We start from the raw sequence: 25,804 nt of genomic DNA, 5'->3' as shown, positions 1-25,804 counted from the left end.
TCCTTAGAACCGGATGCGGGCGAAGTGCCGGTCGATGCCTTGGATCTCGGGACCCTTCGCTTCGAACTCGTCGTCGCTCGCCGGTCGCGCAATCCGTACAGCGGGCGCGTCGAAGCTGATGCGATGGAGGTTGGCAAAGTCGGCGATGTTCTGCCGGGTGGTGCCGAGCAGGACCGCCGTCTCCTTCCGAGTAAGCCCGATATCGACAGCGCCGCGAACCTGCGCCTTGCGAGCTGCTGTCGTGGCCGTTGGCCACCAGAGATGGCGGCTCATGCAGGCACCGTCTCAAGCGCGCGCCGCCCGGCGTCTGTTATCCGGCAGGCCAGAACTAGGCCTGCCTTGGTCATCTCCGACAGCTCGGCTTTCGTCACCGTCGCTTCTGTCGGTTCAGCGCCGCTGCGCATCGTCCCAAAGTGGGTCCACATGGAAAAGTGCCCGTGAGCCGGGGCAAGCAGGCCATTCGGCATCGCCTGCTTCCAGCCAAACCATTCGGGCGGCTGATGTGATGCCAGCAACGCCAAGAACAAGCGTTGATCTTTTGTCAACGCTATGCTCATGGCGCTGAGCCTTCCATCACGTATCGGGCCGGCTTGCCTTTGACCGACTGGATGTCGTGACCGCGCTTGCGCAGGGTGCCGGCGATGTAGCCGCGAAGCGTGTGCCGTTGCCATCCGGTGGCAGTGAGGATGTCCTCGACCAACGCGCCGCCAGGTCGCGAGACCAGCGCGACGATAATGTCTGCGCGCGAGGGACCGCGAGCCGCCTTCTCAGGATCAACCTTATTTCCGAAGCGATCCCGCTTTCCGGCGGCCTTCTCTTCCTCGATGCGGGCGCGACGCTCGGCCCGGCGCGCCTCGATTTCCTCCGCGCTCGAGCGCGTTGGCGGAATAGCACAGATAGCTGAAACCAAATCGGCGCCGGCCAGGGGCTTCGGCTTGGACGGAAGGTCGGCGGGTTTCGGCTTTGGGGAATAGGGCGTCGGCTTTGGATCCGGTGCTGCGCCGTACTCGCCGACCATCGCTGGCAAGCCGATGATGACTGCCTCGTCGGCGACGTATTCGACCACATCGCGGGCAACCGCTGGGTCGCAGGCCTTGGCACCGATGATCTGCACCGCAGGATGCCAAGCGCCATCGACCGCGATCGGCTCCGCAGCCTCGAGGCATGTCCACTTGAATGCGGCTGCTAGTTTCCGTGCCGCCCTCTTGGCGTTTGACTTCACCGTATGCGCTTTCACCCTCGTCCCCTTGGTTTGCAAATCGCGATTGATGATGACATTTTGCAAACGTAGGCGTAACACAGGCAAACGCGTGGCGCATAGAGGGAAAGATCAATGGCAGCGGCTTTGATACGGCAGGGGATGAGCGTCCGCGCCTTTGCCAAGTCGGTCGGCGTGAACGAGGCGGCCATCCGTCAGGCTGTTCAAAACGGCCGGCTTGCCGATGCCGTGTTTGGAGATGGCAGCCTCGACGAAGTGGCAGCGCGAGTGATGTGGTTGAAGACCACGAACACGTCCCGGCGGAAGTCGCCGGCGCCACGTTCAAAGCTGGCCGGTGACGCGGATCGAGCTCGCGGTATCAACGACGTCAAATTCGACAAGCTCGAGGTCGAACTTGAAAAAGCCCGCCTCGACCTGGCGGAACAGAAGCGGACCTCTATTCCCTACGCCGCGGCGCGCAAGTCGCTCGCTGGTTTCATGCGCCTATATCGTGACATCTGCCTGCAGTTCGCCGTGCGGCATGGGCCGGCAATCGCGGCGGAGGTCGGCTGCGAGGAAGGGCCGCTGATAGCTGCGCTGTCTGCGCACATGCGGCACGCGCTCAACGAGGCCGCCAGCAATCCGCGCCCGTTCCCGAAAGTTGCCGAGGTCGTGGCGCCAGACGAGACCGACGAGTGAACGCGCATACCGTCCTGACGCCCGGCCGGTTGCTCGATCTTATGGCCGACTCCCTCACGGCCGATTGCATCGCAAGCTCATTCCGACCCGACCCGCCTCTTATGGTGTCGGAATGGGCTGACAAAAACCGGATGCTCGCATCGGTGTCCTCGGCCGAGCCCGGCCGTTGGCGCACCAGCCGGACACCGTACCTCCGCGAAATCATGGACTGCCTATCCGCCTATTCCCCTGTCGAAGAAGTGGCGGTGATGAAGGGCGTGCAGGTCGGCATGTCGGAGGCTGCGTTCAATTTCGTCGGGTATGCCATCCACCACAATCCCGGTCCCATGATGTACGTCATGCCGACCGAAGGGATGATGAAGAAGTTTTCCAAGACGCGCATTGATCCCATGATCGAAGCATGTCCGGCGCTGCGGGAGCGCGTGAAGCCGGCTCGGGCTAGGGATAGCGACAACACCGTCTTGCAGAAGGGTTTCGAGGGCGGCGTCCTTATCCTGACAGGCGCGAACTCCGGTTCAGGACTGCGCGGCCTGCCGGTCGGAAAGCTGGTCCTCGACGAGGTCGATGGCTATCCGGTGAGCGCGGATGACGACGGCGACCCGGTGACGCTGGCTACCGACCGAACGTCGACTTTCAAGGGCCGAAAGAAGATCTTCAAGCTGTCGACGCCGACGCTTAAAGAGACAAGCCGCATCGGCAAGGCATACCGCGAGGGCGATCAACGCCGCTACATGGTGGCGTGTGAGAGCTGCGGCGCTCGCCAGCCCATCACCTGGGACCGGATCAAGTGGGAGCCGGGTAAGCCCGAGACGGCAATGTTCGTTTGCGCTTCGCATGATCCCGAGACCGGTGAGCTTTGCGAGCACCGCCATCCCGAGCACCGCAAATCGGCCTTGCTGGCGGGTGGCATCTGGACTGCGACGGCGACATCCACCCGGCCACGGATGCGCAGCTATCACCTCAGCGCGCTCTACTCCCCTTGGTACACCTGGGGGGAATGCGCGTTCCGGTTCATCGGCGCGAAGGATGATCCTTCTCGGCTGCAGCCGTTCGTCAATAACATCCTCGGCGAGGAATGGGAGGACATCGGCGGCGAGCGGATCGACCCCGGCTCGCTGATGGCATTGCGCGAAGCCTACCAGGATGTTCCGGCGCCGGCTGTCCTCCTTACCGCCGGCATCGACGTCCAGCCCGACCGCCTCGAGGCCGAGGTCGTCGGCTGGGGACGCGACGAGGAGTCATGGTCGGTCGACTACCAGATTTTCCCCGGAGACCCGAACGACCTCGAGGTGTGGGACGCCCTCGACGACTACCTTTCGAAGCGGTGGGCGCACCCTGGCTTTGAGAACGGCATGCCCATCACCGCGGCGGCGATCGATACCGGCGGCGCCAACACGCAGGCGGCATACCGGTTCATCCGTCCGCGCGAGGGCCGGCGCATATGGGGCATCAAGGGCTATGCAGGCCGGCGCCCGGTATGGCCGCGAAAGCCGTCTCGCAACAACAAGGGGAAGATCAACCTCTACCCTATCGGTGTCGACAGCGCGAAGGAGGTCGTCATCGCTAGGCTGGCGAAGGTCGGGCCTGGCGTCACCGGCGCGGGAGCTTGTCACTTTTCCGAAGACGTGTGGGACAAAGATGCCTTCGACCAATTGACAGTCGAGCGCAAGCGGACCCGCTACGCCAAGGGCTTCCCGATCGTCGAATGGTGGAAGCCTGACGACGCCAGGAACGAGCGGCTCGACTGCCGTGTCTACGCTTATTCGGTTCTGCAGGGCCTCATCGTCATGGGCCTCAACCTGAACATGGAGGCGGCGAGGGTCGCGAGCATGGTCGCGGCGCGCGCGGCTGAGGATGCATCGGTCGGCGTCGAGATGGTCATTGATGTCAGCGTTGTCGATGTCGAACGGAATCGTGGAATCGTGCCGCATGACGCGCATGCTAAACAGCCGAAGGCAAAGCCTCGCCCGCGGCGCCGCGTCACCGCGTCCCCGTTCATGGACTAGGCCAAAGGAGTGGGGATGGCCGACACGACCGAACTCGAGGCGCAGCGCTCGGCACTGAAGAAGGCGATGCGCTCGGGTGTCCTGTCTGTTGAGCACGGCGACAAGAGCGTCCGCTATCGCAGCATGAACGAACTGCGTGCCGCGTTGGCCGATCTCGAAGCGGAGATCGCGACCGAGACCGGCTCGCGTCGCAGCCGCGTCTTCTACCTTTCCAACGACCGGGGGCTCTGATGGCTGAAAAGCCTCGTTATCGAGTGCCCGCCGGCTCCCGCCCGACAGCCGTCGCCGCTGGCGATCCGTTCAAGGTTGCCGGGAATGGCGCGTCTTCGTTCGAAGCGGCCGGGCAGGGACGTCGCCTGCGCGGCTTCAACCCCTCCCGCAGTCACGTCAACGCGGCTCTTCAGCGGTCGGGCTCGACGTTGGTTGCCCGCGCTCGCTGGCTCTACGAGAACAACGGCTATGCCGGCAACGCGGTCGACGAGTTCACCTCGGCGGCGGTTGGCGATGGCATCAAGCCGCGTCCGAAGATCAAGAACAAGGCTCTTCGCTCGGCTCTCATTGATCTGTTCTGGCGCTGGACTGAAGAGGCGGACGCTGATGGCGTGACCGACTTCTACGGCCTGCAAGAGAAGATCGCCCGCGAGGTCTATCTTGCCGGCGAGGGGTTCGTCCGCATCCGCACGCGCCGGCCTGGCGACATGATGACGGTGCCGTTTCAGCTTCAATTTCTGCCGTCTGAGATGCTCGACCCGACCTTCACCTCGACGCTCGCAAACGGCAATTACATCCGCGCCGGCATCGAGTTTGACGCTATCGGTAGGCGCGCAGCCTATCACTTCTGGCGGAATCATCCCGGCGACGATCGCCCGCTAAACGGCTCCGCGCTGCGCGACCGTGTTCGAGTGCCGGCGGCCGATGTCATGCATGTCTACGACGGCCGGCAGGGCGGGCAGATCCGGGGCGTTCCGCGGGTCGCGCGGGTCCTCGTCAAGCTGTTCGTTTTGGAGAGCTATGACGATGCCGAGCTTGAACGGAAGCGTTCAGCTGCGCTGTTCACCGCCTTCCTGATTGGCCGCGGCGAAAACCCGCTCGGCCCGGTCAACGTGGACAGCGACGGCCTCGAAATTGAGCCCGAGCCGATTGCGCCAATGCAGCCGGGCGCCATGGTCGACCTGGGTGACGACAAGGACATCAAGTTCTCGACCCCGACCGAAGTCGGCGGCAGCTACGAGGCGTTCCAATATCGGAACCTGACGCAGATTTGCGCCGGCCTCGGCGTCCCATATGCCTACGTCACCGGTGACGTCGCGAAGGGCAACTTCTCCAACGTCCGGACGGACATCATCCGTTTCCGGCGCCGCGTTTCACAGTGGCAGAACAACGTCATGATCTTTCAGGCATGCCGGCCCGTGTGGAAGCGGTTTGTCGAGCTGGCGGTCATGGGCGGTTTCGTCGACATCCCCGACTATGGGGCCAACCCGACGCCGTATTGGGCTGTCGACTGGCTGCCCCCGCGTATGGAGTGGATCGACCCTGCCAAGGACGTGAAGGCCGAGCGCGAAGCCGTGCGAGCGGGGTTCAAGACTCGGACGCAGGTCGTCGCCGAGCGCGGCTATGATCGCGAGGACGTCGATGCCGAGTTCGCAGACGAGCGCGGGCAGAGCGTCGATGATCTGGTGTTCGACACCGACGCCGGCGCCGTCAGTGCGAATGGCTCGATGGTCCCGGCCGCGATGCCGCCACCGGAAGCCGACGACGAGAAAGACGACGACGCCGCGGCCAAGACGACTGAGGAAGCCGATGCCGATTGATCTACCCCACATCGCGTCCCGCGTTTTCGGAACGCCGCTGCTGCTTCACCGCGGCAAGCTCGATACGATCCTCTCGGCGATTGGCCCGCGGCTTCTGAACGGGCTCGAAGTCGAGAAGTCGGCCGAGGTCGAAAGTCTGCGCAATGAGCGCCGTGAGCGGTCCGCCTTTGTCGGTGCCCGGCGGTCCTTCGCCGCAGGCGGCTACCTCGCCGATGATGGCATCGCAGTTCTGCCGATCTACGGCACGCTCATCCGTCGAGGTTCATGGCTGGACTCGGCATCTGGCATGACCAGCTATGGCGCGCTGATGGAGGGCGCAACCGACATCCTGTCGAGTCCCGAAGTCCGAGGCATGATGATGGAGCTGGACACGCCAGGCGGCGAGGCTGGTGGCGTCTTCGATCTGACCGAGTTCATCCGGACCGCAAGCGAAACGACGGGCAAGCCGGTATGGGCTCACGCTAACGAGCTGGCGGCGTCGGCCGGCTACGCTCTTGCTTCGGCGGCATCGCGCATATGGGTGCCGACTACCGGCGAAGTCGGATCCATCGGCGTCGTCGGGGCGCATATCGACCAGAGCGCCTATGACGCCAAGCTCGGCGTGAAATGGACGTACATCTTTTCGGGCGACCATAAGGTTGATGGCAACTCGCATGAGCCATTGACCGACCGGGCGGCTACCGAAATCCAGCGTGATGTCGAGGATCTCTACGGCATGTTCGTCGACCTCGTAGCGCGGAATCGTGGAATCACGGTCGAAAAAATCCGTGCTACCAAAGCTGACATCAACAGGGGACGTCGCGCCGTCGACTCAGGTCTTGCCGATGATGTCGGCACCTTCGATGAAGCGATGGAAGCCTTTGCAGCGAGCATTGACGAATTGCAATCGTCGAGCGGCCTAATTGCCAGTTCGTCGACTGTCAGGAGAAGTCTCATGGCCGGACGTACCGCAAATGCCCCTAAGCCTGGCGCTTCTGATCCGAAGCCGGACGAAGACGACGGCAAGGTGGCCGAGGCAGGCAGCGAGGCGGACGAAGCCAAGGCCGAGGATGACGGCAAGGTCGAGCCGATCAAAGAAAAGGCCGATGAGCCCGATGCCGCCGCCGTCGCCAGCGCGGCCGAGCGCAAGCGTTGCGCCGACCTCAGCGCCATTGGCGTCCAGGCAACCCGTATGGGCGTGAACTTCGACGTCGGCGCCGCAATCGAGAAGGGCACCAGCCCCGATGCCGCGCGCTCAGCGGTCATGAAGGCCGCATCCGAAAAGGACGCCGCCGAGACCACCACCCATGTCGCTCCGACCGGGAAGTCCGGCGGCGGCTCTTCGGCCGAGGGCACCACCTCGGCTTGGAAGAAGGCAATGAAGCGCCGCTAAGCGGCAACTGAGGGACGCGCGCATGTCGCAGGTTTTGAACGAAGGCCGTCGCACCGGCGCCTACATCCGCAGCGAAGCGGAAGACTCTTCGCGGTCGCGCGAAACGGTCATTTTCGCGGCGGCTGCGGCGATCGTCGCGGGCATCGTCTGCAAGGTCTCGGGCGGCAAGTACGTCCCGATCGGCACTGATGGCGCCGGCGCCGTCGCCATCGCCTATGACAATTACAACACCGCGACCGACACGCGCGGCGTGGCATCCGTCCGCGACATGGAAGCGAACGGCTACGAACTCGTCTGGCCTGCCGGCATCGGCGCGCCCGCCAAGGCAACCGCTATCGCTGCGCTCGCGGCGGTCGGCATCATCGTTCGCTACTGACGCGGCGCCAGGGGAACTACCACCATGCATATGGACATCTTCAACGACGATGCCTTCTCCGCGGTCAGCATGACGACCGCGCTGGAAGACTTCGACTTCAAGCCGGACCTCATCGGGTCGATGAACCTTTTCGAGGATGTCCCGATTGCCACCACGCATGTGTCGGTCGAGCGCCAGGGTAATCACCTTGCGCTCATCCCGACTACGCCCCGCGGCGCGCCCATCAACGAGGGCGTCCGTGACCGGCGCAACCTGCGCAGCTACGAGACCAGCCGCATTGCTAAGGGCATGACGATGCAGGCCTCGGAGATCCAGAACATCCGAGCGATGGGCACGGAGTCCGAAGTCGAGACCATGATCGGCTACGTCGGTCGGTACGAACAGCGGCTCGTTACGGACGTGGAAGCCACCTGGGAAAACATGATGCTCGGCGCCGTGCAGGGCGTGGTGCTCGACGCTGACGGGTCGGTTATCATCGACTGGTTTTCCGAGTTCGGCATCGCCAAGCCCGCCGAGATCGATTTTGCGCTCGGCACCGCAACGACCGATATCGAAGCCCTATGCCGTTCGGTCACCCGCAAGATGATCAAGGGCTCCAAGGGTTCTCTGACCGCCGGCTTCCGCATCGTTGGCCTCTGCGGCGATGTCTTCTTCGACATGCTGACGAAGCACAAGACGGTTCGCGAGACCTACCTGAACATGCAGCAGGCGCAGGCGCTCAACCGCTCTTTCGGTGTGGCGACGCAGTCGGCCCTTGGCGCCGGCAGCTACGCTACCTTCGAGTACGGCGGCATCCTGTTCATCAACTACCGCGGCACCGACGATTTCGACGATGCTGCGGCAGGCGCCGGCACGGCGGTTGGCACTGCCATGCTCGGCATCCCTTCGGCGAAGTGCAAGTTCTTCCCGATGAACTCCCGCGGCATCTTCCAAAAGGCGTTCGCGCCGGGCGAAGCCTGGGATTACGTCAACACCATTGGCAAGCCGCTCTACTCGCTGATGATCCGCGACGAGAAGCGGAACTTCTGGGTCCGACCCGAGGTGTACAGCTACCCGCTCTACATTTGCAGCCGTCCCGAGATCCTCTACACGGCGCGCGCCGCCTAACCGCAAGGCCTCATCTGATGGACTGGAACGGGCTTCTCGACGGTATGACCGCAATCGTGGGGGATACCTTCGGGGAGCCCGTTTCCTATTGGATCGAGGCCACTGGCGAGACGCGCGACATCACCGGCATCTTCGATCCCGACTTCAAGGAAGTCGCGGCCGGCGGGACGATGCCGACCTTGTCGAAGGTGCCGATGCTGGAAGTCCGTGTCGATGACATTGGGGTCGACCCGGTGCAAGGCGACAAGGTCACCGTGCAGGGCAAGCGTTACCTCGTCTCGGCGCCATGGCCGTCGTCGTCCGGCATGGTCAAGCTGCAGCTCCGGAAAATCTGATGCGACATCCTCGAGAGATCATCCGCGACCGGTTCGCGGCGCTTTTGTCGACGCCCACCGACAGCCCGACGCCTGTTTACCCGACTGCCGCGAAACGGCGCGTCTACAACAGCCGCGATCTTCCGCTCGATGCCGCTTCAGCGACGCCGGCGATTCTCATCTACACCCTTAGCGAGACGCTCGACCCGGTTGAGGCGATGGACGGCGGCATCCGCCGGCGAACAATGGATCTGGCCGTCCAGATTTATGAGACGGGCCTTTCACGCGATGGCGACCCGGCGGAGATGGACCTCGGCGCGCTCCGGGTCGATGAGATCGCATGGACGGTCGAGAACCTCGTCTACGCCGATCCCACTTTTGGCGGACTGGTCGAGCGGTGCACGCTGAAGGAGACAAGCATTCAGGTCGCCGGTGACGCCGAGGAAACCGCCTTGTGGGTGGCCGGCATGGCGTTTGAGGTCGTCTACGTGACCCACATGCGCGAGATCGAAGGCAAGACGCCGACGCAGATCCTTCTCGGCTTCGACCCCGAGGTCGGCCTTGGCAACGAGGGGGCTTACGTCGAGGTCTACAATGCGCCCACCATCGGCGACCTTCCATGACCGCCAGGCGTGACCCGGAACTTACCGAATTGAACCGCCGGGTTGCCGGCATGGTGACAGTCGGCACCGTCTCGCAAGTTGATCCCAAGCTCGCGCGCTACCGCGTGAAGGCAGGCGCTCTTGAAAGCGACTGGATCCCAATGTCGCAGCGGCGGAGCGGCAACACCAAGACCTATGAGTCCCTCGATGTCGGCGAGCAGGTCGTCATTGCGGCGCCTTCTGGCGACCTCTCGCAGGGAGTTATCATCGGCAGCATCCCGACCGAAGAGCGGGAGATTGGTGAGGACGCCAAGGAGCATCGAACCAAGTTCGCCGATGGCGCAATCGTCGAGTACGACGACAAGTCGCACACCTACAACATCGCAATTCCAGCCGGCGGTAAGCTGATCATTTCGGTCGGCAGCACGAAGCTCGAGATGTCGTCGGACGGGGTGAAGCTCTACACGCCTGATTTCGAGGCGATCAAGGTATGAGCTACGGGGCAGCAGCCCGGCCCATCGATACCGCCGGGGCGCCGCATATGTCCGGCGCCATGGATTGGTTCAAGATCGAAGGCAATGAGGTCGTCGTCCTTGGTGATCTGGTCACGCCGCACCTGACCGCCGTGCACGCGAAACCGCCGGCGATGGCGCAGGCCAGCCCGTGGTTCCGCGTCGGAGGGATACCGGTCTGCCGCGCCGGCCACCTTGCGGAATGCGGCCATGCCACGACGGGCCGGATGTGGTTTAAACTCAGTGAGTGAGGGAAGGAGGGGAACGATGGCGCTTGGCATAAATCGAGAGACCGGGCGCCCCCTCGACGGCTTCCCCCATCTCCTTCAGTCCGTCCGCGATATCCTTACGACCCGCAAGGGATCGCGAGTGATGCGTCGTGACTACGGGTCGAACATTCCGAACCTTGTTGATCGTCCGATCGACGACGAGCTACGCGTCGACCTCTACATCGAAACGGCGCAGGCCCTATTCGACTACGAGCCGCGCTTGCGTGTTCTAGGCGTTGACGTTTTGTCACGATCTTCAGGCAGAATTGAGCTTTCGATGACGGCGGAATACCTGCCGGACGGCAAGGTCGTGTCGTTGGAAGGGATCATCATCCGATGAGCCTGACGACGACCATTGATCTGTCGCAGCTTCCTCCGCCGGACGCCGTCGAGGCGCTCGACGTCGAGATCATCTACGCCGAGACACTCGCGGATTTCCGTCTTCGCTACCCCGCATTCACGGCGGTGCTTGAAAGCGACATGGTCCTGAAGCTGATCGAGGCTGTGGACTATCGCGAGTTTCTGATGCGCGGCCGCGTGAACGATGCCGTGCGCGCGGTCCTGGCGCCGCTCGCCAGCGGCCTCGATCTCGACAACGTCGCGGTTCGCCAAGGCGTCACACGCCTTACTCTGGTGCCTGCCACCGAAACTGCGCCCGCAGTGATGGAGAGCGATGCGAACTTGCTGCGTCGCTACCTCCTATCCTTCGACAAGGCTGCTGCAGGCTCGGTTGGCCGTTACCTTTTCGAGGTATACAGCGCATTTCCGGAAGCCGGCCACGCCGCGGTTGTTGGACGGGCAGTTCACGGGCGGCGAGGGGACACCGACATCGTCGTTTCGGGTCCTGCGGGCCGAAATCCTACCTCTGAAGAGATGGCGGCGGTCCGGGCAGCCGTTTTGGCGCCAGATGTGCAGCCGGAAGCTGTCAGCGTGAGCGTCCTGGCCGCAGTCCGCCGTGAATACACGGTTGATCTCGTCATTGAGGTCCCGCCCGGGCCTGACGCGGCGCTCGTTCGCGTCGATAGCGGTAATCGGGTGCGGGCTGCGGCGAATGCCAGGACGAAAATCGGTGCTGAGGTGCCGGTTGGGTTTCTCGCCGGGGCTGCGTACGGCCCGAACGTCATAAAGGTTCGCGATGTTGCTCCCGTCGACATTCCCGCTGACCCTTATGCGGTGCCGGTATGCATCGCCATCGTCGTAACGGTCGAGGTGCGGCAATGATCTCTGCTGACAAGCTTTTGCCGTCGAACTCGACGCCTACCGAGTTCGCACTTGCCGATGTTATGAGCGCCGACGTCGGTTTGCCGCTTCGCCAGATCGTCGATCCGGTTGCCTCGCCTGCCGTCTGGCTCCCATTCCTGGCGGCTCATGAAAGCGTCGACCTTTGGTACGAAGACTGGTCGGAGGCGCGAAAGCGCCTGATGATCTCAATGGCGGCGCGCCTCGCCTCTATTAAGGGGACGCGAGCCGCGGCGACCTCATTTTTGCAGTTCGTCGACACCGTTGTCGTTCACAAGCGCAGCTATCCGGCCCGCTTCCCGGTGGGGAAAATCGCGGCCGGCATTACGCCGATCCAGCACCCCAACTTTACGGCGCGCTTGCTGCTGAAGGCGGGTCTTCGTCGTTCGTCGCGTGCGCTTCTAGTTGGGCACTCGATCGCAGGCCGGTCGGCCATCCGCACCTTCAATCGCGAGCCGATCCGTCGCGCGAAGCACGCTCTCGTCGTCTCCAAAGCGCCCGAGACCGCTTACACCGTGACGTTCGCGCATCGCATCCCGATCACGCTGGACGATGGCATCGACCTCGATGCCGGGCACCCCCTCGGCGCCTTCCGAGACAGGATCAGAATATGAGCAAGCGACTTCTCGTCGGCGAAGCAGAGTACCTCGAGCCGATTGACTACGAGCGCGCTGGCCTTTTTCCTCAGGCCGCGCTCGACGCCGTCGTTGGCGACGTCATCGCTTATCCCGCTCATTGGGCAGGGTTCACGGTCGCTCGCAAAAGCGCGCAGGAGATCACGGTCTCGCCTGGCCGGTACTTCGCCGGGTCGATGGTCTTCGACTCCGAACTCGAAAAGACGATCAACCTCACGATCTATCTGCCCTTGGCGGCGAGCGACGAGAAGTGGGTGGCGCTTATTGCGCGCGACATCCTGCGCACCGTGCAGGAAGACCGCGCCTTTGAGACAAGTGAGGATCCGGAACTCAGCATCCCGGTCTCCATCCCGACGCCGACCATCGAGGTTCGCGCCGTCGAGATGACCGTGCAGCAGGGCGTTGCGGCGCCGGGTCCCACGTTCCGCCCGACGATCGCCGCCACCGACGCCTGCATTGCCTTCGTCCGGCTGACGACGCAGGGCGTACAGGAGATCGAGCCGGGCGAGCAATGGCGGGCGAAGAGCCTCTTCGAGGTTGAGGGCCGGGTGACGGCGCTCGAGCTTAGTTTCTCGGGTATCGTCGTCCGGACGGAAGTCCTCGAGACGGGCATGACCAACGTCAACGGGGCTATTGCCGAACTACGAAACGGCATGATCCGCCCGGAAATCTTCCGGCAGGTCCGGCGCGATGTGGCAGCGATCCGCCGGCAGGTAAACGTGCCCGAAGGCGCACGTTCCGACTGGTACGATCCCGGCCTCCTCCTCGACCAGTGGGACACCACACACGCGAGCTGGCTGGCCCGGATCGACGAGGGCATCCAGATGCCCTTCTCGACCATTCGGGAAGCACGGCTGGAAATCCAGAATGAAGACGACCCGCGGATCATGCTCGCCGGTCGCCGGATGGTTCCGGCTTGGGACAAGGTAAAGCGGATCGCCAACGAAGGCGGCCGCGCGACGCGGTTGATCTCGCAGCTCGTGCACAGCGACGTCATCGCCACAAAGCGCCAAGTCAGCCGGACCAAGACGACCTACGGCCCGACCGTCAACATCTGCGAAAATGCGGCTGAGTGGTCGAAATACGCTGCGCAACTGAATGCGAACGCTTCGTTCTCCAAGGACGGGGAAACGCTTCAGTCTCTCGGTGCCATCGCCGACAACGGCAACACGGCTAACGGCTACGTGCCGGGTCACAAAATCTATGCCGTGCGCTCGGTTAAGACCGAGAGCTTCACCGAGACCTACTGGGACTACAGCACCATCACGGTGGGCCTCAACGGCTCGGTCTACGGCCAGACGTTCCTCGTCGACCAGCCGCTCATCTGCCCTTCCGTCGAGCTTGAGTTCGCCAAGATCGGCACTGACGGCGACGTCCACGTCCTGTTCTGTGGGACCGATCCCACTGGCGCGCCGATCATCACAGACGTCATCGCGCAGGCGACGCTGACCCGGACGCAGCTGAAGGTAGGTTGGAATGAGTTTGTCGCCGATGTGACGTTCTTTGCGCCCGGCAAACGGTATGCCTGGTTCGTGGTGACGACCGGCAACCACACCCTCTATGGATCCGACGCCAACGCCTTCAGCGGCGGCACGTCGTTCCGTTTCACGGACGGCGCCTGGGCGCAGGGCGACCTGACGTTCGACTTCAACTTCCGGGTCAACGGCTGCCGGTTCCGCAACGCTCGGACCGTGATCGACTTCAAGTCGATGACGCTCGCTGAGGGCATGACGCAGTTCCATCTGCTCTACCCGAATTGGGAGCCAGACGGCACGGTCATCTCGTGGGAGTTCCAGCCTGTCTACGGCGGGCAGAGCGTCCCTTGGTACAAGATCGAGGCGACCGCCGGCGCAAGTCCGCTGGTCGGCTTGCCAGGCATGGTCAATCTGCGTTGCACGCTCCTGACCACGCCCGACCTTGCGCCGATGATCGAGCTGTCGGCCGATGCGGTTTACAAGACGGCGCGAGTGCGCAACGCCTTCCTGGCCGTTTCAAAGGCGATCAACCTTGGCCTCACGACGACGATCATCGAGACGCTGACGGTTATCGACGACTTCGACCCCGCGGTGCACACGTTCACGCCGCGGATCATGGTCGGCAACGGCCCCGCGCTCATAGTGCCGGACAGCTCCACCACCGTCGTCGATGCCGACAAGCCGTCGCGGCGCGCCATCCTGTCCCGGTACACCGTGCCGGCAGGCACCTCGATCGTGCGCAACGCTCCGGGCGGTAGCACGACGAACATCGTGAACGTCTTCTTCGTCCAGAACAGCGCGTTGTTCGCCCTCTAGGGAGCCTGACCTATGCCAGCACAGATGACCCCCGACTACGCGGATGATGAAGCCTACGAGGTGAAGTTCGTCCGCCCGCTCGAGTTTCGGCGCTCGAAGTTCCTGCCGCTGCCGGTGCACGAGATGAGCGGCCGCACCCTCAAGGCCATCATCGAACAGGAGGGCGCAGATGTCGTCGACAGTGCCGAGCCGCGATAACGACTACAAGTTCCCGCCGGCGCCCGCCAAGGCGGTCCTGACGCGCGAGGTATGGGACGGCGTAATGGCCGACCTGTCTGCGCGGCTGGCCGCCGTAGAAGCGCAGCGGACGGAGCTGGTTGACCTCATCAACGACCTGTCGTTCAACGGCCAGGCCCGCATCGACGAGGCCATCACGCCTCTCATCGAGCAGACGCAAGCGCAGCTCGCAACGCTTCAAGCCGACGCGGAAGCGCTGCGTGACCAGATCGACCTTATCCTGGCGGGCGGCATCCCGGCGGCTGATGTGGCCGAAAGCTCGACGCGGGTGTTCGTCTCGGCAGCACAGAAGGCCGCCCTGGTCGACGCGCTGCAGGACATCGTCGAGCTGCAGCTCGCTACGGCAGAGTTGAGTATCGCCGTTGCTGGCGTAACAGATGTCAATCTAACGCAGGGCAACCGGCTGACGGCGCTGGAGAATGCGGCTCCTCCTATAATCTACCCCATCAGCCTCATCAGCCCGGTGGCGGGCGAGACAAACGTCGGGTTCGGTTCGACCTACACTTTTGCCGCCACCGAATACGCGTCGGATTACGGCTTCCCGCAGGTTAGCCGCACCGTCAATATTTACGCGGCCTCTGCGCCTACCGTAGTGGTGAAAGCCTACGTCGAGGCGGGAGCGGGAACGACAGTCACGCGGGACCTTTCGCTAGATCTCACCATCTCGACCAACTACCTCGCGGAGATGGTCTACGCAGACGGCAAGGGGAACATCACAAAGTCCCCGAAGGTGGCCTTCAGGACGACCACTCGGTTTGCCTATGGGAAGTACTTGGCGGTTGCGCATTCAACCTCGCCAAGCCTTACGATCTACGGGCGAGATGTGGACACATCGATAAAGCTTCCCACTCCGGCGTCGACCCCTCCGGGATTTGGACAAGACGCGGCCTTCTCGGCTGATGGCAACTATCTCGCCGTTCCCGCCTCTCCCGGCTCCGGAACGCCGACCCTCTATATTTACAAGCGAAACGGCGACACGTTCGAGAAGCTGCCCGATCCCGCGACATTGCCCAGCGGCGTAGGGCAGTGCGCTGCGTTCTCTGCGGATGGCACTTACCTAGCCGTTGGCTGTTCCGTGTCCCCTTACCTCCTCATCTACAAACGAAGCGGCGACGTTTTCACGAAGCTGTCTGACCCGGCAACTCTGCCCGGCGGCGGTATAGTCGGAGTCGCCATCTCGCCGGATGGGACCTATCTTGCGTGCACCAACGCGAATTCGTCCCCGTTCATCTACATCTACAAGCGTTCGGGTGACACGCTCACGAGGCTGGGAAACCCTTCGACGCTGCCGCCCTCTGCAACTGGCGCAGCCTTCTCGCCGGATGGTCTTTACCTGACGGTCACTCACAGCGGTTCCCCGTTCGTGACGATCTACAAGCGTTCGGGCGACACGTTCACGAAGCTTACCAACCCTTCGACGCTACCCGGCGTTGACACGAACGGTGCCGCGTTCTCGCCAGACGGAACTTACCTTGCGCTGGCGCTCACATCCTCCCCGTTCATCGCGATCTACAAGCGATCCGGGGACGTGTTTACGAAGCTCACGGACCCGTCAGTTTTGCCAACGGGGAAGGGGAACCGGCTGGCTTTCTCGTCGGATGGTCTTTACTTGGCGGTCGCTCATGCGAACTCCCCGTTCGTGACGATCTACAAGCGATCCGGCGATGTGTTTACAAAGCTTGCCGATCCCGCCGTTTTGCCAACCGGCGTAGGTAACGGAGTGGCGTTCTACCCCCGTGCATTTGAAGGTGTGATCTGATGATCGCGAACTATGCTGTCATCAACCCGGACGGGGCGTTCGAAGGTCCGCTGACGATGCGGTCGAACTGGCGCGGTCAGTCGGGCTGGCATCTCCGTACTGACGAGGAGCGACGCGAGTTCGGGTGGTATCCGTGCGCCGTTGTCGGGGAGGGGTTTGACCCCAATACAGAGGCGCGAGCCGGCCCTGTCCTTACCCTTGGTGAAGAGGGGATCGTGACGGCCAGCTACACCGTGACGCCGCTCCCCGCGCCCGGCTCAGTCGATGTCAATGCCGAGCGTGACCGTCGCATCCGCTCGGGTTTCATCTTCAACGGCACGCCCTTCGATTACGACGACGCCTCGCAGAAGCGGATCACAGGCGCTGCGACTCTTGCCGGCTTCGCTGCCGCCGCAGGTGCCCAGCTTGGGGACCTCCGCTGGCACGGTGGAGCCGAGGACTTCGTCTGGATCGCGCAGGACAACACCCTTGTGCCGATGGACGCACCGACGTGCTTCGCCTTCGGCCAGGCCGCCGCAGCCTGGGAGAGCGCCAACGTCTTCGCTGCGAAGGCGATCAAAAACGCTGGCATTCTAGGGAACTATACGGATGATAAACTGTGGCCGGTTTAGCGATTCAAGCTTAATATATTCAGAATTATACTAATTTCTTATTCTATGCCTCAGAGATGTTAAAACTCTGTCAATAGAATCAATTTTTTCATCTATAGATGCCTTTTCGGACATTGTTATCTTGCTGAAAACCTCGCGCTCAACTTCTACCTGAATTCTGGATACCTTACTTCTGGCGAGAGCTCCTGAGGGCGTTATTTCAATCAAAGATTTTCGCGAGTCGAGCGGATCTGCGAATCTTCGGATGAAACCTTTTTCGACCAAACGGTCAATTAATTTTGACGCACTAGAGGGACGAATGTTTAAGCGTTTTGCTGACTCGGAAACAGCTATTATTTCTCCTTCTGCGAGGGACGTCAGTAAATCACCCTGCCCAATATGAAGCCCAATCTCTGCGAGTTTAATGGACATAAGCCACCTAACAGAGCGAGATATAGATAGAATACTCTGTAATAGCGGGTATTTATATTTTTTACTGTAAACGAAACCGAATGGAGAATGCACTGAAGTCTCCTTCGCCTATCATTTTACAATTATAGCCGGCCTAAACTAATCTTTTTTGGATGAATATTATAGGTTTTTGCCGATACAGATTGCCTTCCATGGAATTAATCAGGATAGCATGCAAAATTTTATCGTCGTCTTAAAATCACCGAGGTGTTCAAGGCGCTCTACGAAGCTTACGAAGCATTAAATTAGCATCAGAATCAAGAGGAAGCTATTTCCGCAAAGATGCTCGTTATTTAGGCCGCCATATGGGTAAGGGAGAGGGTGGTTGCGCCACACGTCAACGATCATAACCCGACATCCGGCAATGACGATTTGCAAACCCGCAGTTATACCGTGTCAACGCGAGTAAACCGGGGGCCGACATGGCGGGCACTGACTTTCTGCATGGCGTCGAGGTCATCGAGATTGATGACGGTCCGCGCCCCATCCGAACGGTTCGCTCGGCCATCATCGGCATCGTCGGAACCGCTCCCGATGCTGACCCTGTTGCCTTCCCGCTGAATACCCCGGTGCTGATCGCCGGCTCCCGCCTCGAGGCGTCGAAGCTCGACGTGTCGGTTGGCGCCACGCGCGCTGGCACGCTTCCGAACGCTGTCGACCTCATTCTCGATCAGATCGGCGCAGCCATCGTCGTCGTCCGTGTTGCAGAAGGCGCGGCTGGCGTAGGGCAGGCGGCTGGCACGCTATCCAACATCCTCGGCGGCGCTGTGAACGGGACCTACCAGGGTGTCCATGCGCTGCTCGGTGCTCAGTCGAAGCTCGGCGTAGCGCCTCGTATTCTGCTGGTTCCCGGCTTTACCGGCGACCGCCCCGTCGACCCCGACAATGCCAGCACCTACCTCGCCAACCCGGTCGTGTCCGAACTCGTCGGCATCGCCGAGCGGCTTCGCGCCATCATCGTGGCGGACGGCCCGAACTCCAATGACGCCGCGGCCATCGCATATACCGGCGATTGGGGATCCAAGCGGGTCTATGTCGTGGACCCGTTCGTCAAGGTTCAGCGCGGCCCCGCCATCGTCAACGAACCGGCCTCGTCCGCGGTCGCCGGCCTCATCGCCAAGATTGACAACGACCGCGGCTTCTGGTGGAGCCCGTCGAACCAGAACATCAACGGCATCCTCGGCACCGCGCGTCCGATCGACTTCGCACTCGGCGACATCAACAGCCGGGCGAACTTCCTGAACGAGGCCAACGTCACCACGATCATCCGTGAGGACGGGTATCGGCTTTGGGGCAATCACACCTGTTCGTCCGATGAGAAATACACGTTCCTGAACGTCGTCCGGACGGCTGATATCATCAACGACAGCATCCTGCGGGCGCACCTGTGGGCCGTCGATCGCCACATCACCAAGACGTACATCGACGACGTCGAGGAGTCGGTTAACGCCTACATCCGCACGCTGGTCGCCATGGGCGCGATTGCTGGCGGCCGCTGCTACGCCGACCCGGATCTGAACAGCCCGGCCAGCATCGCCGAGGGCAAGGTTTGGTTCAACGTCGAGTTCACGCCGTACTACCCGGCGGAGCACGTCATTTTCCGTTCGCGCATCACAAACGACTACCTTGAGGACATCGTCTGATGGCTCGTCTTCCCCGTCTTCTCAAGCACTTCAACCTCTACGCCGATGGCGAGGACTATGCGGGGCGTGTCGACGCCCTGACGCTGCCCGCGCTGGCATTCACCATGGAGGACCATCGCGCGGGCGGCATGGACGGCGTCATGGCGCTGGAAATGGGCATGGAGAAGATGACGATGACGTTCATCGTCTCCGACGCCACCCCCGCACTGATTGCGATGATGGGTCGGTCGTCTGTCCCCCTCGTCGCTCGCGGCTCCGTCCAGGCGCAGGGTGTGCTCAAGCCCGAGCCCGTCGTCATCAACACGCGCGGGTTTTTCTCCGGGCTCGAGTTCGGCGAATGGCGCGGCGCGAACAAGACGGTTCAGACGATGACGGCCGAGCTGGAATACTTCCGCTACCGCCAGTCGGACGTCGAGCACTGCGAAATCGATGTGGTCAACATGATCCGAAAGTTCGGCGGCATCGACCAGCTCGCCGAGCATCGCGCCAACATCGGCGTCTAAGCGCCTCTCACAAGGAATTCCGACGTGTCGACAAAGACCCCGTACACCCTGAAAGAGCCTGTCATCGTAGAAGGCGTCGAGCGCAAGACGATCGAAATCCGCCGTCTTAAGGGCAAGGATTTGCGAGCGGTCGGCGACGACAGCGGCAGCGGCATCGAGAAGACGCTGAACATCATCCAGCGCCTTTCCGGCTGGCCGCCCGAGGCCATGGACGATCTCGACGCCGCCGACATCGAAGCTATCGGGGGCATCATCGAGGGTTTTATGGGTCGGAAGCGGCGAGCCTAGAAGTCGCCGAAGAGATGATGGCGAACATCGCCGTCATCTTTCACTGGCCGCCTTCCGAGATGTACGAAATGGACATCGCCGACCTCAAGCGATGGCATGAACGGGCGAAGGCGAGGGCGCCGCAGGCCCGCAAGAGGTCCTAGATGGCGAGCACGACCGTTGACGTCATCCTCAGCGCTGTTGATCGCATCACGGCGCCTATCAACGCTATCCAGCGTCGCATTGACCGCCTTACCGCCCCGTTCCGCCGGGTGTCGAAGGCTATGGGCGACATCGGCCGCGCCGCCGGCATCGAGAAGCTGGCAAGCCGCCTTTCCAATCTTGGATCATCGGTCGCCAGTGTCGGCCGACACGTCTCGTCGGTTGCCCTCGGTTTCGGCGGCCTCTTCGCGCTAGGTGCGGGGGCAGGGCTGTCCCAATTCATCAGCGTCAATTCCGAGTTTCAGAAGTTCGGCACGGTGCTCGAGACAGTGCTCGGCAGCGCGGAGAAGGCAGAGGCCTCCCTCGCATGGATCTCGGACTTCGCCGCCAAGACGCCCTATGACCTGGCGGGCGTCACCGACTCTTTCGTCAAGCTGACGTCCTACGGGATCAAGCCTATCGACGGTGCTCTGTTGTCTGCGGGTAACGCCGCGGCGGCCATGGGCAAACCGCTTAACCAGGCCGTCGAAGCGCTCGCCGATGCCATGACAGGCGAGAACGAGCGGCTGAAAGAGTTCGGCATCACGACCGAAAAGACCGGCAAAAAGATCAAGTACAACTGGGTCGAGAACGGCAAGCAGATGACTGCCTTCGCGGAAAAGAACTCCCGCAAGCAGATCGAGGCCGTCATCACCGGCATCTGGAACCGTCAGTATTCTGGCGCAATGGATAAGCTGTCGCGGACTTGGGAGGGCATGACGTCCAACCTCGGCGATCAGTGGGCGCGGTTCATGCTGAAGATCGGCGATGCCGGCGCTTTCGAGAACCTGTCCGGCATCCTCGAGGATGTCCTCAAGTGGTTTGATCGCATGGCGCAAACCGGCGACCTCGACGTGTGGGCGAAGAGCATCTCCGATAGCATCTCTGGCGTGGCGGATGAGTTGCGGAAGTTCCTGCTCGGCTATGACGTCGTTGGCGACAGCTTGAAGGACAGCTTCCATGTGCCGGGCTTCCTCGACGAGTTCCCGACCCATCTCAAAGACCTGACGACGAAACTCGGCGAGGTCGCAACAGGGTTCGGGAATTTCTACACGGCCATGAAGCCGGTCATCGACTTCGTCGGCGGGCCGGGCAACGCCGCCTTGCTAACCCTTGGCGCCATCACCTTCGGCCCTCTCATCGCGTCGCTCGCATCTGTCGGCATTGCCTTCGCGGGACTGCTGGTGGCCATCAGCGTCCCCGTATGGGCGGTGCTCGGCGTCATCGCTCTTCTCGGCGGCGCCGTTTACGCGCTCTACCAGAAATGGGACGAGTTCTCGGCCTACTGGACTGGGCTATGGGGCCGCGTCGGCGACGCGTTTAATCAGTCGTGGTCGAGCGGCGTTCTGGCAGTGCTGCAGGAGTTTAACCCGCTCAAGCATGTCATGGTCGGCATGAATGCTCTCATCGAGTACTTCACCGGCATCGACCTTCTCGCGGCCGGTGACAGGATCATCGGCAGCTTCATCGACGGCCTGGCGCAGGGTCTATCCGATGGGATCGATAAGCTGACGGCGGCAATGCCCGACTGGCTGAAGGATAGCCTCGGCATTGAGGTCAAGGCGCCGGCGACCGTCAACTATGGCGACAGCCTGCTGGGGTCCGCAGGCGTGGCGCCAAGCCAGTATGGCGCATCGGGATCGTGGGACGAGCCGCGCGAACCGCAGCGCGTTTCGCTGCCGGCAACGCCAGACATGCCCGCATTCGATCAGACGCAGATGTTCATCGACGCGCGCAGGTGGCATACCCGCCGGCGCCGTCGCTCGATCTGCGGATGCCTGACGTCAACCCGGCAAGCATTTCGGCACCGGGGCGCGACACGCCGACAATCGTCATCTACGAGATCAAAATTCCGCCTATCGAGGCGCCGGTAGTCCAGCCGGCAGCATCCAACTACAGCGGCAGCCTGCTCGGCAGCCAGGGCGTTCCCATGTCCGGTCTCCCGGCGCAGGGCGGGGGCGATATGCAGACAGGCCAGATAGCGGCCTCGACGGTCACGATTGGCACTGCGGCCTTCCCCGAGCCGATCATCGCCAACCAGCCGCAGAATGTCAGCGCGCCGTTCAATGTCGGCGGCGTGAGCATCACCGGCACCGGCCTCAGTGCTCCCGAGGTGCAGGCCGCCATCAGCAATGCCATGGCGAGTGCGTCCGCACGGCACGCCGCCGAGGTTCGCGCGGCTCTTAATGACTAGGGGCCATCCATGCTTGTGATGATGGGGCTCGGCCCTTTCCGGTTTGGCCTCAACTCCGCGGCCTATCAGACGCTCACCCGGCAGACGGAATATCGCTGGGAAAGCCAGGAGCGCATTGGCCGGCATCCGGCCATGCAGTTCATCGGCGAGGGGCATACGACGATCGATTTCGACGGTGTCATCCTGCCTCTCTTTCGTGGCGGGCTCTCGCAGGTTGATCGGATGAGAACGATTGCAGGCACAGGGACGCCGCAGTTTCTGGCGTCCGGGCGCGGGAAGATTTTCGGGCAGTTCGTCATCATGAGCGTCACCGAGACGCAAACGATCTTCCTCCCGAACGGTGACGCTCGGAAGCTGGAGTTTTCAATGCAGCTGAAGTCCTACGGGCCGGACCGGGGGTTCTGATGGCCGACGTTTACATCGCGAGCGACGGCGACATGGTCGACGCCATTTGCTGGAAGCACTATGCGAAAGGGCAGCAGCCTCTGGCCGTCGAGCGCGTCTATGAGGCCAACCGCGGGCTCGCTGACCTCGGGCCAATCCTAGCGGCGGGCACCGTCATCATCCTTCCGGATCTGCCGGCGCCGGCGACCACCCCCATCGTGAGGATTTGGGGATGACGCCATTCTGTCGCATCACGGCCGGCGGCGTCGACATCACCGGCTCTCTCACTGACAGATTAATGGCGATCGAGGTTCACGACGAGGCAGAGGACAAATCCGACCGCGTGACCATTACCCTCGACGATCGCCCGCGGTTCGCGGACAACGCGGTCGTTGCCATGCCCGCCTTCGGGCTGACTGTCTCCATTGTGATGGGCTACCGCGAGGGTGCCAGCAGGGACATGGGATCATACCTCATCGACAGCATCGACGTGGCGTCGCCGCCAAGGACGCTGACCATTGAGGGCAAGCCTGCGAACATGCCGTCGTCCTATCGCACGCAGCGCAGCGAGTCCTACCATCAGCAGACGGTCAAAGAGATCATCGACAAGGTTGCGGGTCGAAACGGATTTTCTGCGACGGTTGATCCTGATCTCGCAGATATCGTTGTTCGACACGTCGACCAGATCGGCGAGTCCGACTTGAATTTTGCGGCTCGGATTGCAGCCGACCATGATGCCGTCGCGAAGCCCGTCGCGGGCCTCCTCGTCGTCGCCAAGCGCGGCACAGGCAAAGCTATCACTGGCGCCTCGCTGCCCGTCATCACCCTGGCTGAGGCAGATTGCTCGCAGTGGAAGTTCAGCTATTCCGCTCGCGACGAGGCTGGCGAGAGCGGCAAAGATATGGGCGCGTCGGAGTCGGTCGGGCAGCAGGCGGCCGGCGATAGCCGTTTGCCAGAAGTCGTCCAGTTCGATGCCGGAGGATTGAAGCCGCCGTCCAGCCCGGAGAGCGCCAGCGGTAAGAAGGGTGGCGTGCGCGCTTACTGGACGGATATCCGGACGGGCGAACGGAAGGAGGTCACAGTCGGCGCCGAGCCGTATCAGGACCTCCGCCACACCTACCACAACGAGGCCGAGGCCAAGGCCGCGGCGTCCGCGACCAAGAACAAAGCAGCGCGGGGCAAAGCGTCGTTCTCCTGCACGATCGGCGGACGGGTGGATGTGCAGGCCGAGGCCGTGCTCATGGTGCCGTTCCGGGCGTACATGCCGAGTAAATGGCGGATCAAGTCCGTTTCTCACCGGTTCGAACCCGGCGGCGGCTACACCACAGGAATCGACGCAGAGCTATTCGACGATGCCGCGGACGACACGTCATCGAGCGTCGGCAAGACGAAGCCGACCAAAGACGACACCGTCGACAAGGATGCCCCGAAGGCGGCGAAGAAGAGCAAGGCGAAGGCAAGCGGCACGTTCGGCGGGGCGGCGCCAGGCGAGACCGTCGTCGAGTTCTAGGCGTTGACATACGGCAATCTCTCTTGTCTGGACGTATGCTAAACGTCAACAATGATGCTGATTTCTAAGGGCTGCGGCTCTTGCGGAGACGTACATGTTCACAAACGCGCAGCGGTTTGAGGTAGGCGAGGCGGCTCGGGCTTTCGGTCTTCCCGAGGCTCACGTCCTCGCCATCACCAAGGTCGAAAGCAACGGCGTCATCTTCGCGACCGTGAGCGGCGAACAGAAACCGGTCATCCGTTTCGAAGGGCACATTTTCTATCGGCGCCTGGCGGGGAAAGAGCGCGACGTCGCCGTTGCCAAGAAGCTCGCTTCCCCGAAGGTCGGCGGGATTCCGAACCCCTCCGAGCAAGCCGATCGCTGGCGCCTATTGGCGAAGGCCATGAACATCAACCCGGCTGCCGCGCTGGAAAGCTGCTCCTACGGCGTTGGGCAGGTGATGGGCTTCCACTGGAAGGCTCTTGGTTACGCCAGCGTGCAGGCGCTCGTTGCTCGGGGGTGCGAGGGACTTGGCGGCCGAGTCGAGCTGATGCTCCGCTTCATCCGCGAGAACGGCCTTACCGATGAGCTGCAGAAAGGCCAATGGGCGCCGTTCGCCCGCGGCTACAACGGCGACGGCTACAGGGCCAACAAGTACGATATGAAGATGGCAGCTGCTGCGGCCGAGTTCGGCGGCCTTATTTCCGACAGCCCCGGCATGCTTCGCATGGGTTCGACCGGCCGCAGAGTCCGCGAGCTGCAGGCGTTGCTCATCCGCGCTGGCTACGCCGTCAAGGAGGACGGCGACTTCGGCCCGACGACGAAGAAGGCGCTGGCGGCATTCCAGACGGTGCGCGGCCTTACGCCGGACGGCATCTATGGGCCGCAAACCGAAACGGCGCTGGCGGACCTGCGCCAGGCGGCCGACGACAGTCCCGGCCACCAGTCGATTGCCAAGGTGCTCGACGTTCAGAAGGGCCTCGGCGCGGGGCTCGGCGCTGCAGTGACGCTCGCCGGCGCCAAATCCACGCTGCAGGAGGCGGCCTTGCAGGTTGCCGGCATCGGCATCCAGTCCGCCATCGTCGATTACCTGCAGACGGCGCTGACAGTCGGCCTCACGGCGTGCACCGTCGCGGGCCTTGGCTATGCCGCCTATGGCTGGCTGATGAGCAAGCGGACGGTGGAAGCCTGATGCTCGCGCTGCTGACACTTGCTGGCGGCCCTGCAGGCTTCCTTCGCATGGCCGTTTCCGCGGGCATCGCGGCAATCCTGGCCTATAGCACCGGGCACTGGGTCGGCGTATCGGCCGGTCGCGCAGCCATCCAATCCGAAATCACGTCCAAGGCTCTCGCGGCCGAGAAGGAAAGGGTGTCCGACGATGCGGCCCTATCGAAGCTGTCTGACCATGACCTTTGCGTTCGCAGCCTTCGCGCTGGCGGGATGCCAATCGACCTCTGCGCCGACATGTAGTGGCTTCCGGCTCAATGATCTTTCGCCGGCAGGAACCGTCGCGCTCATCCAGGCTGACCGGCCGGGCGCCGAGCGGGTCATTGGCAATGATGCCAACTATCGCCGGCGAGCTTGCTGACGTGCAGCAAAACCACGGCGAGAGCTGACGATGTCGAACAGCAGGAT

General features: G+C 62.5%; 33 protein-coding genes. 29 read left to right on the top strand and 4 right to left on the bottom strand.

What is annotated here, in order from left to right:
• Positions 1-3: 3 nt before the first annotated feature.
• From ACZLZY_RS12160 to ACZLZY_RS12150, 3 genes are read right to left on the bottom strand one after another with little or no spacing between them, the layout of a single operon-like run.
• Positions 4-273 (bottom strand): hypothetical protein, encoded by a 270-nt coding sequence (locus tag ACZLZY_RS12160; RefSeq protein ID WP_472934169.1) that lies wholly within the window; start codon positions 271-273, stop codon positions 4-6.
• Positions 270-557 carry a hypothetical protein gene (locus tag ACZLZY_RS12155; protein ID WP_472934168.1) on the bottom strand — a complete coding sequence of 96 codons (288 nt, stop codon included), beginning with the start codon at positions 555-557 and terminating at the stop codon, positions 270-272. Before ACZLZY_RS12155 ends, ACZLZY_RS12160 begins: the two co-directional genes overlap by 4 nt.
• Positions 554-1,285, bottom strand: coding sequence for a DUF3489 domain-containing protein (locus ACZLZY_RS12150; protein WP_472934167.1), 732 nt, complete (start codon positions 1,283-1,285; stop codon positions 554-556). Before ACZLZY_RS12150 ends, ACZLZY_RS12155 begins: the two co-directional genes overlap by 4 nt.
• Before the next feature lie 48 nt (positions 1,286-1,333).
• Between ACZLZY_RS12150 and ACZLZY_RS12145 the strand changes: the two genes are divergently transcribed.
• The 18 genes from ACZLZY_RS12145 to ACZLZY_RS12060 are packed head-to-tail and all read left to right on the top strand — an operon-like array spanning position 1,334 to position 17,038.
• Entirely contained in the window at positions 1,334-1,897 is a 564-nt protein-coding gene (locus tag ACZLZY_RS12145; protein ID WP_472934166.1) for a hypothetical protein, read from the top strand.
• A 41-nt stretch (positions 1,898-1,938) separates the two neighbouring features.
• Entirely contained in the window at positions 1,939-3,903 is a 1,965-nt protein-coding gene (locus tag ACZLZY_RS12140; protein ID WP_472934214.1) for a phage terminase large subunit family protein, read from the top strand.
• Between the two features lie 15 nt (positions 3,904-3,918).
• Complete coding sequence (locus ACZLZY_RS12135) at positions 3,919-4,134, top strand: phage head-tail joining protein (RefSeq protein WP_472934165.1); 216 nt, start codon at positions 3,919-3,921, stop codon at positions 4,132-4,134.
• Entirely contained in the window at positions 4,134-5,714 is a 1,581-nt protein-coding gene (locus ACZLZY_RS12130) for a phage portal protein (protein WP_472934164.1), read from the top strand. The genes ACZLZY_RS12135 and ACZLZY_RS12130 overlap by 1 nt, the downstream gene beginning before the upstream one ends.
• The gene (locus tag ACZLZY_RS12125; RefSeq protein WP_472934163.1) at positions 5,704-7,086 is read left to right on the top strand and encodes a S49 family peptidase; all 1,383 of its coding nucleotides are present in this window, start codon (positions 5,704-5,706) and stop codon (positions 7,084-7,086) included. The genes ACZLZY_RS12130 and ACZLZY_RS12125 overlap by 11 nt, the downstream gene beginning before the upstream one ends.
• A gap of 22 nt (positions 7,087-7,108) precedes the next feature.
• The gene (locus tag ACZLZY_RS12120) at positions 7,109-7,462 is read left to right on the top strand and encodes a head decoration protein (RefSeq protein ID WP_472934162.1); all 354 of its coding nucleotides are present in this window, start codon (positions 7,109-7,111) and stop codon (positions 7,460-7,462) included.
• A gap of 24 nt (positions 7,463-7,486) precedes the next feature.
• Positions 7,487-8,569, top strand: a complete 1,083-nt coding sequence (locus ACZLZY_RS12115; protein ID WP_472934161.1) for a major capsid protein — start codon at positions 7,487-7,489, stop codon at positions 8,567-8,569.
• A gap of 17 nt (positions 8,570-8,586) precedes the next feature.
• Positions 8,587-8,904: a head-tail joining protein gene (locus ACZLZY_RS12110; RefSeq protein ID WP_472934160.1), complete on the top strand. Its 318-nt coding sequence runs from the start codon at positions 8,587-8,589 to the stop codon at positions 8,902-8,904.
• Entirely contained in the window at positions 8,904-9,506 is a 603-nt protein-coding gene (locus tag ACZLZY_RS12105; RefSeq protein ID WP_472934159.1) for a hypothetical protein, read from the top strand. The genes ACZLZY_RS12110 and ACZLZY_RS12105 overlap by 1 nt, the downstream gene beginning before the upstream one ends.
• On the top strand, positions 9,503-9,979 hold the full coding sequence (locus tag ACZLZY_RS12100) for a phage baseplate assembly protein V (protein ID WP_472934158.1): 477 nt from the start codon (positions 9,503-9,505) through the stop codon (positions 9,977-9,979). Before ACZLZY_RS12105 ends, ACZLZY_RS12100 begins: the two co-directional genes overlap by 4 nt.
• Positions 9,976-10,248, top strand: a complete 273-nt coding sequence (locus ACZLZY_RS12095) for a PAAR domain-containing protein (protein ID WP_472934157.1) — start codon at positions 9,976-9,978, stop codon at positions 10,246-10,248. Before ACZLZY_RS12100 ends, ACZLZY_RS12095 begins: the two co-directional genes overlap by 4 nt.
• A 16-nt stretch (positions 10,249-10,264) precedes the next feature.
• A complete protein-coding gene (locus ACZLZY_RS12090) occupies positions 10,265-10,606 on the top strand; it encodes a GPW/gp25 family protein (protein WP_472934156.1) in 342 nt (113 codons plus the stop codon).
• Positions 10,603-11,487: a baseplate assembly protein gene (locus ACZLZY_RS12085; RefSeq protein ID WP_472934155.1), complete on the top strand. Its 885-nt coding sequence runs from the start codon at positions 10,603-10,605 to the stop codon at positions 11,485-11,487. The genes ACZLZY_RS12090 and ACZLZY_RS12085 overlap by 4 nt, the downstream gene beginning before the upstream one ends.
• The gene (locus ACZLZY_RS12080; protein ID WP_472934154.1) at positions 11,484-12,119 is read left to right on the top strand and encodes a phage tail protein I; all 636 of its coding nucleotides are present in this window, start codon (positions 11,484-11,486) and stop codon (positions 12,117-12,119) included. Before ACZLZY_RS12085 ends, ACZLZY_RS12080 begins: the two co-directional genes overlap by 4 nt.
• Positions 12,116-14,431 (top strand): hypothetical protein, encoded by a 2,316-nt coding sequence (locus ACZLZY_RS12075; protein ID WP_472934153.1) that lies wholly within the window; start codon positions 12,116-12,118, stop codon positions 14,429-14,431. The genes ACZLZY_RS12080 and ACZLZY_RS12075 overlap by 4 nt, the downstream gene beginning before the upstream one ends.
• A 12-nt stretch (positions 14,432-14,443) precedes the next feature.
• Positions 14,444-14,629, top strand: a complete 186-nt coding sequence (locus ACZLZY_RS12070) for a hypothetical protein (protein WP_472934152.1) — start codon at positions 14,444-14,446, stop codon at positions 14,627-14,629.
• Positions 14,601-16,427, top strand: a complete 1,827-nt coding sequence (locus ACZLZY_RS12065) for a hypothetical protein (RefSeq protein ID WP_472934151.1) — start codon at positions 14,601-14,603, stop codon at positions 16,425-16,427. The genes ACZLZY_RS12070 and ACZLZY_RS12065 overlap by 29 nt, the downstream gene beginning before the upstream one ends.
• Positions 16,427-17,038, top strand: coding sequence for a DUF4376 domain-containing protein (locus ACZLZY_RS12060; protein WP_472934150.1), 612 nt, complete (start codon positions 16,427-16,429; stop codon positions 17,036-17,038). The genes ACZLZY_RS12065 and ACZLZY_RS12060 overlap by 1 nt, the downstream gene beginning before the upstream one ends.
• A gap of 30 nt (positions 17,039-17,068) precedes the next feature.
• Here ACZLZY_RS12060 and ACZLZY_RS12055 read toward each other — a convergent pair whose 3' ends face one another.
• A complete protein-coding gene (locus tag ACZLZY_RS12055) occupies positions 17,069-17,542 on the bottom strand; it encodes a MarR family winged helix-turn-helix transcriptional regulator (RefSeq protein ID WP_472934149.1) in 474 nt (157 codons plus the stop codon).
• A gap of 368 nt (positions 17,543-17,910) precedes the next feature.
• On the opposite strand from ACZLZY_RS12055, the gene ACZLZY_RS12050 reads away from it, so the two are divergent.
• The 11 genes from ACZLZY_RS12050 (at position 17,911) to ACZLZY_RS12000 (ending at position 25,639) form a co-directional block, all read left to right on the top strand.
• Positions 17,911-19,131, top strand: a complete 1,221-nt coding sequence (locus tag ACZLZY_RS12050; protein ID WP_472934148.1) for a phage tail sheath C-terminal domain-containing protein — start codon at positions 17,911-17,913, stop codon at positions 19,129-19,131.
• Complete coding sequence (locus tag ACZLZY_RS12045) at positions 19,131-19,634, top strand: phage major tail tube protein (protein ID WP_472934147.1); 504 nt, start codon at positions 19,131-19,133, stop codon at positions 19,632-19,634. The genes ACZLZY_RS12050 and ACZLZY_RS12045 overlap by 1 nt, the downstream gene beginning before the upstream one ends.
• Positions 19,635-19,658: 24 nt before the next feature.
• Positions 19,659-19,922: a phage tail assembly protein gene (locus tag ACZLZY_RS12040; protein ID WP_472934146.1), complete on the top strand. Its 264-nt coding sequence runs from the start codon at positions 19,659-19,661 to the stop codon at positions 19,920-19,922.
• A gap of 14 nt (positions 19,923-19,936) precedes the next feature.
• Positions 19,937-20,065, top strand: a complete 129-nt coding sequence (locus ACZLZY_RS12035) for a GpE family phage tail protein (RefSeq protein ID WP_472934145.1) — start codon at positions 19,937-19,939, stop codon at positions 20,063-20,065.
• Entirely contained in the window at positions 20,066-21,976 is a 1,911-nt protein-coding gene (locus ACZLZY_RS12030) for a tape measure protein (protein ID WP_472934144.1), read from the top strand.
• Positions 21,877-22,296, top strand: coding sequence for a hypothetical protein (locus ACZLZY_RS12025; protein WP_472934143.1), 420 nt, complete (start codon positions 21,877-21,879; stop codon positions 22,294-22,296). The genes ACZLZY_RS12030 and ACZLZY_RS12025 overlap by 100 nt, the downstream gene beginning before the upstream one ends.
• Before the next feature lie 9 nt (positions 22,297-22,305).
• Positions 22,306-22,701: a phage tail protein gene (locus ACZLZY_RS12020; RefSeq protein WP_472934142.1), complete on the top strand. Its 396-nt coding sequence runs from the start codon at positions 22,306-22,308 to the stop codon at positions 22,699-22,701.
• Positions 22,701-22,916: a tail protein X gene (locus ACZLZY_RS12015; RefSeq protein ID WP_472934141.1), complete on the top strand. Its 216-nt coding sequence runs from the start codon at positions 22,701-22,703 to the stop codon at positions 22,914-22,916. The genes ACZLZY_RS12020 and ACZLZY_RS12015 overlap by 1 nt, the downstream gene beginning before the upstream one ends.
• The gene (locus ACZLZY_RS12010) at positions 22,913-24,190 is read left to right on the top strand and encodes a contractile injection system protein, VgrG/Pvc8 family (RefSeq protein WP_472934140.1); all 1,278 of its coding nucleotides are present in this window, start codon (positions 22,913-22,915) and stop codon (positions 24,188-24,190) included. Before ACZLZY_RS12015 ends, ACZLZY_RS12010 begins: the two co-directional genes overlap by 4 nt.
• Before the next feature lie 94 nt (positions 24,191-24,284).
• Positions 24,285-25,361 (top strand): N-acetylmuramidase domain-containing protein, encoded by a 1,077-nt coding sequence (locus tag ACZLZY_RS12005; protein ID WP_472934139.1) that lies wholly within the window; start codon positions 24,285-24,287, stop codon positions 25,359-25,361.
• Positions 25,361-25,639 carry a hypothetical protein gene (locus tag ACZLZY_RS12000; protein WP_472934138.1) on the top strand — a complete coding sequence of 93 codons (279 nt, stop codon included), beginning with the start codon at positions 25,361-25,363 and terminating at the stop codon, positions 25,637-25,639. The genes ACZLZY_RS12005 and ACZLZY_RS12000 overlap by 1 nt, the downstream gene beginning before the upstream one ends.
• Positions 25,640-25,804: the final 165 nt, after the last annotated feature.

The organism is Mesocryomonas lacus, assembly GCF_055730135.2.
This window is presented reverse-complemented; position numbering and strand designations above follow the sequence as displayed.

What these genes read in the sequence shown, in the direction of transcription:
- ACZLZY_RS12060 (WP_472934150.1), top strand. Translation starts at nt 16,427, where the DNA reads ATGATCGCGAACTATGCTGTCATCAACCCGGACGGGGCGTTCGAAGGT.
- ACZLZY_RS12100 (WP_472934158.1), top strand. Translation starts at nt 9,503, where the DNA reads ATGACCGCCAGGCGTGACCCGGAACTTACCGAATTGAACCGCCGGGTT.
- ACZLZY_RS12050 (WP_472934148.1), top strand. Translation starts at nt 17,911, where the DNA reads ATGGCGGGCACTGACTTTCTGCATGGCGTCGAGGTCATCGAGATTGAT.
- ACZLZY_RS12080 (WP_472934154.1), top strand. Translation starts at nt 11,484, where the DNA reads ATGATCTCTGCTGACAAGCTTTTGCCGTCGAACTCGACGCCTACCGAG.
- ACZLZY_RS12000 (WP_472934138.1), top strand. Translation starts at nt 25,361, where the DNA reads ATGCTCGCGCTGCTGACACTTGCTGGCGGCCCTGCAGGCTTCCTTCGC.
- ACZLZY_RS12125 (WP_472934163.1), top strand. Translation starts at nt 5,704, where the DNA reads ATGCCGATTGATCTACCCCACATCGCGTCCCGCGTTTTCGGAACGCCG.
- ACZLZY_RS12095 (WP_472934157.1), top strand. Translation starts at nt 9,976, where the DNA reads ATGAGCTACGGGGCAGCAGCCCGGCCCATCGATACCGCCGGGGCGCCG.
- ACZLZY_RS12070 (WP_472934152.1), top strand. Translation starts at nt 14,444, where the DNA reads ATGCCAGCACAGATGACCCCCGACTACGCGGATGATGAAGCCTACGAG.
- ACZLZY_RS12030 (WP_472934144.1), top strand. Translation starts at nt 20,066, where the DNA reads ATGGCGAGCACGACCGTTGACGTCATCCTCAGCGCTGTTGATCGCATC.
- ACZLZY_RS12130 (WP_472934164.1), top strand. Translation starts at nt 4,134, where the DNA reads ATGGCTGAAAAGCCTCGTTATCGAGTGCCCGCCGGCTCCCGCCCGACA.
- ACZLZY_RS12005 (WP_472934139.1), top strand. Translation starts at nt 24,285, where the DNA reads ATGTTCACAAACGCGCAGCGGTTTGAGGTAGGCGAGGCGGCTCGGGCT.
- ACZLZY_RS12075 (WP_472934153.1), top strand. Translation starts at nt 12,116, where the DNA reads ATGAGCAAGCGACTTCTCGTCGGCGAAGCAGAGTACCTCGAGCCGATT.
- ACZLZY_RS12045 (WP_472934147.1), top strand. Translation starts at nt 19,131, where the DNA reads ATGGCTCGTCTTCCCCGTCTTCTCAAGCACTTCAACCTCTACGCCGAT.
- ACZLZY_RS12020 (WP_472934142.1), top strand. Translation starts at nt 22,306, where the DNA reads ATGCTTGTGATGATGGGGCTCGGCCCTTTCCGGTTTGGCCTCAACTCC.
- ACZLZY_RS12145 (WP_472934166.1), top strand. Translation starts at nt 1,334, where the DNA reads ATGGCAGCGGCTTTGATACGGCAGGGGATGAGCGTCCGCGCCTTTGCC.
- ACZLZY_RS12160 (WP_472934169.1), bottom strand. Translation starts at nt 273, where the DNA reads ATGAGCCGCCATCTCTGGTGGCCAACGGCCACGACAGCAGCTCGCAAG.
- ACZLZY_RS12120 (WP_472934162.1), top strand. Translation starts at nt 7,109, where the DNA reads ATGTCGCAGGTTTTGAACGAAGGCCGTCGCACCGGCGCCTACATCCGC.
- ACZLZY_RS12110 (WP_472934160.1), top strand. Translation starts at nt 8,587, where the DNA reads ATGGACTGGAACGGGCTTCTCGACGGTATGACCGCAATCGTGGGGGAT.
- ACZLZY_RS12155 (WP_472934168.1), bottom strand. Translation starts at nt 557, where the DNA reads ATGAGCATAGCGTTGACAAAAGATCAACGCTTGTTCTTGGCGTTGCTG.
- ACZLZY_RS12105 (WP_472934159.1), top strand. Translation starts at nt 8,904, where the DNA reads ATGCGACATCCTCGAGAGATCATCCGCGACCGGTTCGCGGCGCTTTTG.
- ACZLZY_RS12025 (WP_472934143.1), top strand. Translation starts at nt 21,877, where the DNA reads ATGCCTGACGTCAACCCGGCAAGCATTTCGGCACCGGGGCGCGACACG.
- ACZLZY_RS12115 (WP_472934161.1), top strand. Translation starts at nt 7,487, where the DNA reads ATGCATATGGACATCTTCAACGACGATGCCTTCTCCGCGGTCAGCATG.
- ACZLZY_RS12035 (WP_472934145.1), top strand. Translation starts at nt 19,937, where the DNA reads ATGATGGCGAACATCGCCGTCATCTTTCACTGGCCGCCTTCCGAGATG.
- ACZLZY_RS12015 (WP_472934141.1), top strand. Translation starts at nt 22,701, where the DNA reads ATGGCCGACGTTTACATCGCGAGCGACGGCGACATGGTCGACGCCATT.
- ACZLZY_RS12090 (WP_472934156.1), top strand. Translation starts at nt 10,265, where the DNA reads ATGGCGCTTGGCATAAATCGAGAGACCGGGCGCCCCCTCGACGGCTTC.
- ACZLZY_RS12085 (WP_472934155.1), top strand. Translation starts at nt 10,603, where the DNA reads ATGAGCCTGACGACGACCATTGATCTGTCGCAGCTTCCTCCGCCGGAC.
- ACZLZY_RS12065 (WP_472934151.1), top strand. Translation starts at nt 14,601, where the DNA reads ATGTCGTCGACAGTGCCGAGCCGCGATAACGACTACAAGTTCCCGCCG.
- ACZLZY_RS12140 (WP_472934214.1), top strand. Translation starts at nt 1,939, where the DNA reads ATGGCCGACTCCCTCACGGCCGATTGCATCGCAAGCTCATTCCGACCC.
- ACZLZY_RS12010 (WP_472934140.1), top strand. Translation starts at nt 22,913, where the DNA reads ATGACGCCATTCTGTCGCATCACGGCCGGCGGCGTCGACATCACCGGC.
- ACZLZY_RS12135 (WP_472934165.1), top strand. Translation starts at nt 3,919, where the DNA reads ATGGCCGACACGACCGAACTCGAGGCGCAGCGCTCGGCACTGAAGAAG.